Source organism: Microcoleus sp. BR0-C5, assembly GCF_036705045.1.
GTDB lineage: Bacteria > Cyanobacteriota > Cyanobacteriia > Cyanobacteriales > Microcoleaceae > Microcoleus.
In genome coordinates this window covers 1-3265 of the sequence record NZ_JAUBTR010000153.1, presented here as the reverse complement: position 1 = coordinate 3265, position 3265 = coordinate 1, and the positions used below count along the sequence as shown (strand labels likewise).

At 46.5% G+C, this 3265-nt stretch carries 1 protein-coding gene; it reads right to left on the bottom strand.

The window, feature by feature from the left end:
• The coding region (locus QUB08_RS31345) for a DUF4347 domain-containing protein (protein WP_333230132.1) at nt 1-2498 on the bottom strand (2498 nt) is incomplete at its 3' end.
• Between the last annotated feature and the right edge of the window lie 767 nt (nt 2499-3265).

The window sequence follows — 3265 nt, the reverse complement described above, 5'->3', positions numbered from 1 at the left end:
ACGCTGACTCCTGTTAAGCCCGGAACAATGGTGTCGGCGATCGCCACATTGGTTGCCGGACTCGGCCCACTGTTAGTGGCCGTAATTGTGTAGGTGACAGTCGAACCCGCGATCGCAGTAGCCGGTCCGGTTTTGACCGTCTCTACATCGGCACTCTGGGTGATAGCAGTGGTAACTCGCGCTTGAGGGCTGGTGCCGTTGTTGTTGGCAGGATTGGGGTCTGGACTCGTTGAGGTGCTGCTAGCAGTGTTGGCGACGGTTCCACCGGTGGCGGGAACTGCGAAACTGACGGTTCTGTTGGCGCTGACTGCCCTGGCTAGGGATGGGATCGCCGTCCAAGTCACAATACCTGTAGTTGCGTTGTAAGTTCCGCCCTCCGACACGCTGACTCCTGTTAAGCCCGGAACAATGGTGTCGGCGATCGCCACATTGGTTGCCGGACTCGGCCCACTGTTAGTCGCCGTAATTGTGTAGGTGACAGTCGAACCCGCCGCCGCAGTAGCGGGCCCGGTTTTGACCGTAACTACATCGGCGCTATCGTTCGTAATAGTGGTGGTAACTCTCGCATCCGGGCTGCTGCCGCTGTTGTTGGCGGGTACGGGATCGATCGTGCTGCTGCTGCTGAATACACTGTTGGTAATAGGGCCAAGTGTAGTTGGGGCGGTAACAGTTACGGTGCGGGTGGTGGTAGCCCCAAAAGGTAAATTCGGAATAGTTGGCCAGGTGACCAGTCTCGTTGTCGGGTTGAAAGTGCCGCCGCCCGGAGCACTAGTTAATACTGCCCCGACGGGCAATCTATCTTCAATCACCACGTTTTCGGCGTCGTTCGGGCCGTTATTTACTGTCGTAATTGTGTAAGTAATGGCGCTGCCAGGTGCCGCTGCCGCCGGGCCTGTTTTCGTTGAGGCAACATCTGCTGTAGTAAGCGGCACGTCTATAGTTTGGATCGACAAAGTGCGAATGTCGTGAATATTTGTTGCGTCTCCCGTTGAACCAGCAAAACCAAATTTGAATGTTGCCGGGATTGGCCCATTTATCTCCTCTAAATTGTCAATGTCGATAATAGTCTCGCCCACATCTGTAAACGAACCATCATTGTCGAGGTCAAAGTTAACAGTGAGACGGGTTTGCGTTTCAGAAGTGGGGGGTTCCAAAATAATTTGAACTCTTCTTCTGGCTGCTTCGCGACTGCTAGTAATGGTGTTGGTCGGCCCGTTTGGAGGCAGAGGATTTACGGTATCGGGGATATTATCTATTCCTTGCGGCACAAACGTAGAAGTTAAAAATTTATATTGCGTAACTTCGCTACCTCGAAGCGTTACCGAATCTGCACGCTCCCCTGGAATTCCGCCTACACGCCCTTGAGTTGTATTTGAGAAATTTCCGAATTCATCCAATCCAATTCCTAAATAACCTCCCCGTAAACCCGACTGACCTGTATCTGTATTTTGCGCGTAGCCGAGAGAACCTCCATAGCCTCCAGCTATTGTTGGCGTCACCGTACCGTCAATTAAAAAGAAACTTATGCCGTCCCCTGTCCGCCCTGGTAAATTCGGACGTGCTGTGCCGTTGTAGGCAAATATATCGAAGACAATGTTAAGACCGCTGTTGACGGGAACCTGACTGTTATAGATGACAAAAGTAGATTGGTCAAAAGTTCTTGTAGTTAATCTCAACGCCCCGCTGCCTACCGGGTCTATGTTCAAACCCGGAAAACTCTCCGTTCCGGTTCCTGCTGTTAATGCGGGAGCGTCTGACGTGCCAGTAACGCCAGAGATCCAAGGCCCGATTAGACGTGCGTCTTGAAAACTTTCGTCCACTAAATTAATGAGGACAGCGCTGTAAGTTTCCTGGGTTTTTGTTTCAAAGGCTATTGCGGTTTTTACTTGTCCGGCTGTAACATTTAATTGCCAGTTTCCTCCTAATCTTGTACTCCCAATTAGATTGTTGGAAGCCGCTATATTTGCGCCTGTTAATTCTCTCAGCTTCCGCACGAAAGCAATCCCTGATTTTCCAGCCCCAACCTTACACGCTAATAATAAAATATCGGCTTTTTCGCTAAAGGCCTTGCGCCACTGCTGCAAATGCCGATCGTACTTTGGTAAGTTTTCATCCTTCAGTACAGTTGACCCCAATTGCACGGAAGCTTCATTGCCGTGAGCAACTATCTGAAGGCTGGCAATTAAGCTGCGTTTAGCTAGAATCTCGGTAATTTGTTCTACTCCGTCCAGAGTTTGATCGAGGACAATTATCTCTGTCCCCGGTTTGACTCCACTGGCAAGATGCTGATAATTCTCTACCCTCGGATCGATGCAAAGTAAATGTTTTTTATGTTGAGTTTTGACGCCCCGACTCGCTTTTGTTAAACAGGAAATATAGCTTGCCCGATCGCTGACTAACTGCGCCCCAATCAAAGAATCTTTTATGCAGTCGGTGTCGCGGCTGTCGCAACTTGATTTGTGAATTGGCGAAGAGTAGTTGCACCATAAATTTTTCATAATTTACATAGCTCCTTGATTTGTTAATTGTCAATCTTCAGTGGTAGATATTATTGTTAATTGCTAATGGGAAATTTCTAATTACTAATTTCTCGACTTCGCATAGTTAACAATTTCTATTTACTTCGATTTTTTTTTTATCGACATCTTCCCAAAGTAGCAGTTCGCTGTATCTACCAGACAAATCAGGGGTTTTTTAGCCAATTCAGACGTGGCGGTAAATTATCTTACGATTAAAAAAAACGACCACGATGTACGAAAATACACCGTGTAATTAGATATTGTTTAACCTAAAAGCAGTTGACACTCGTTCATGTTTGTAGTAAAGAAAATTAATTATCTAACTTTTATTAAGACTTGATTTCTTATCAAAAACTAATTTTAGGGCTGTCAATCAGCCCGATCTCAGATAATCTATATTTTTCTCAAAAAATGGTTAGATTTTTTGTAGTCATCAACTTCGTTTTAGGCCTTTTATCATGAATGAATGACTCACCAACAACCAATTTTCTGGTCGTCAGGAAGTCAAGTAAGCCAATCCTTTACCAGCGGGATATTTCTTATTTAAAAATATTAAAAAACTCGGTTTATTAAATAAACCGAGTGGCTATAATTTTAGGAAAAATGCAGCGGGATCAGTGCGCTTTGGTCTTAACGAGCCAGAGTGAGAAAATCCCGAAAAGTCAGAAAATTATCAGCCCCAAAAAGCTGAGCCAAAACCTCCCCAGTCGCCGCAACTTGTAGCAGCGTGCCATTGGCCATCGAGT